This is a genomic window from Rhodospirillales bacterium RIFCSPLOWO2_02_FULL_58_16, from assembly GCA_001830425.1.
Lineage (GTDB): Bacteria > Pseudomonadota > Alphaproteobacteria > Rhodospirillales > 2-02-FULL-58-16 > 2-02-FULL-58-16.
The window spans coordinates 32,308-34,368 of sequence record MIAA01000002.1; the positions used below are offsets into that span (position 1 = coordinate 32,308).

General features: G+C 60.7%; 2 pseudogenes (both cut by a window edge). Both read right to left on the reverse strand.

The features are described from left to right. Nucleotides 1–685: pseudogene (locus tag A3H92_00995) on the reverse strand (hypothetical protein); it reaches 68 nt to the left of the window's first position. 2 nt (nucleotides 686–687) lie between these two features. Further along, a pseudogene (locus A3H92_01000) lies at nucleotides 688–2,061 on the reverse strand (hypothetical protein); it runs 75 nt beyond the window's last position.

Sequence of the window (2,061 nt, forward strand, 5' to 3'; positions counted from 1 at the left end):
GATCGCCCTTGACTATGCGCTCTACCATGTACTTCACATGGGGGCTGGCGACGGCCCCGGAACAGAGCGCCTCGCCGACTTTTTTCAGGTCCAGGCCGGCCCGCTCGGCTACCGCCATGCCCTCGGCCAGCGCCGCTCCCTGCACGGCGCCGATCAGGTTGACCAGCACCTTGTAGGCGGTCCCCGCGCCGACCTGGCCGAAGTGGATATAACGCTTGGCGTAGGCCGACAGCACCGGCCATGCTTCTTCCAGGGTATCCTTGTCGGCGCCGACCAGCAGGGTGAGAGTTCCTGCGCGAGCGCCGTCGGGGCCGCCGGTGACCGGGCAATCGATGAACCTCAGCCCCTTTTTACGCAAGGCGCCGTCCAGTTCCATGACCCATTCCCTGGACAGGGTAGAGCTTTCAACGGCGACGGCGCCCGGCTTGAGGACGCCGGACGCAACCCCGTCCGGCCCCAGCCAGACGGAGCGCGAGGCGTCATTGTCGCCGACGATGGAAATGATGAAATCGGCGCCGGCGGCGGCTTCGGCCGGCGTCGCCGCCGGCGAGGCGCCGGCGTCGATGAGGGGCTTGGCTTTAGCGGCGGTGCGGTTATAGACGCTGACCCGATGACCGGCCTTGAGCAGGTTAAGAGCCATCTCCCGACCCATGGCGCCGACGCCGAGAAAGGCAATTTTGGCCATGGCTAACTCATGAAATCTCTGATGTAGCGTTGGCCGTATTTCTCGAACAGGACGTTGCCTTCGGGGGTGTCGGCCTCGCAAAGCCGGATGTCGTCCCATTCCTCCTCCGGATATTTGACATAAAGGGGGAAGGTGCGGTGCAGGCCGGCCAATTCCTTGGAAGACATTTGCGGCATGTCCATGGTCGGCCTCAGCCGGTAGTCCTCGGCGATGGTTTCGTCCTTGATGTAGCCTTCGCGCTCGCACATGTCGCGCAGCGTCGCTCCCTTGTAAGGACTGAAAAAGCTGACCATAACGCCGTCGGGCTGGATTCTGCGGTCAAGCCTGATGGTGTCAAAGATCATCTCGCGGGTTTCCGTGGGGAAGCCGATAATGTTGTTGGCGCTGACCCGGATTTTGGAATCGCGGAGAAGGTCAAAGGCCTTGATGATGGTCTTGTCGCTGACGTTGCGTCCGAGGATGTTCTTGCGAAGCTCGAAGTTGCCGCTCTCGACGCCGACGCTGATGCCCTCGCAGCCGATACCTTTCAGCATCTCCACCTTGTCGATGGTGATGGATTCGGGGCGGGCCTCCACCCAGAAGGGAAGGTTCACCTTTTCGCGGAACAGCTTGCCGAAACGCTCGATTCTTTCGCGGGTGGTGGTCAGAAAACTCTCCGCCACAAGGTAGACGTAGGCCAGTTCGTATTTTTCTTTCTTGGCCGCCATCTCATCGACCAGACGATCAACATCCTGTTCGCGGTAATAGCCGCCGAGCTTGCCGTACAGTTCGTCATATCCCGAATTAATGCAGAAGGTGCAGGTATAGGGGCAACCGCGATTCATCTCGAAAGTGCCGGTCACCGATATCTTGCCGCCCATCGGTTTCCAGAAGCGGCGCTTGTCGTACACTTCCCAGTCCTGCTCGGGCAGGCTTTTCAGGTTAATGGGCTTGCGGATCGGATTGCGGATGATCTTGCCGTTCTTCTTGGCCCAGATATTGGCAATGCCGGTGACATCCTCGCCGGCGCGCATTTTGTCGCATAGTTCGACCAGCGGCTCCTCGCCCTCTCCGACGCAGACCATGTGCACGCCCTTCTCGCGGATGACGATCTCCGGCGCGAAAGTGGCATAGGGGCCGCCGACGATGGAAGGAATGTTCAGGTGGCTGACGGCGTTGAGCAGCCGCGTCCCCAGAGGGTGCGTCACTTCGATGCTGGACAGCCCGAGCAGGTGCGGACGGTAAGATTCAACCAGCTTGACGAAGTCTTCGACCACGTCGCCCTCCTCGGGAATGATGCCAAGATCGGCGAAGTTGGTCTTCTTGACCTGTAGGGCGGTGGTCCGCGCCTCGTCGCCGCTCAAGGCGGCGGTCTTGTAGAAGGTGGTGTCAAACAT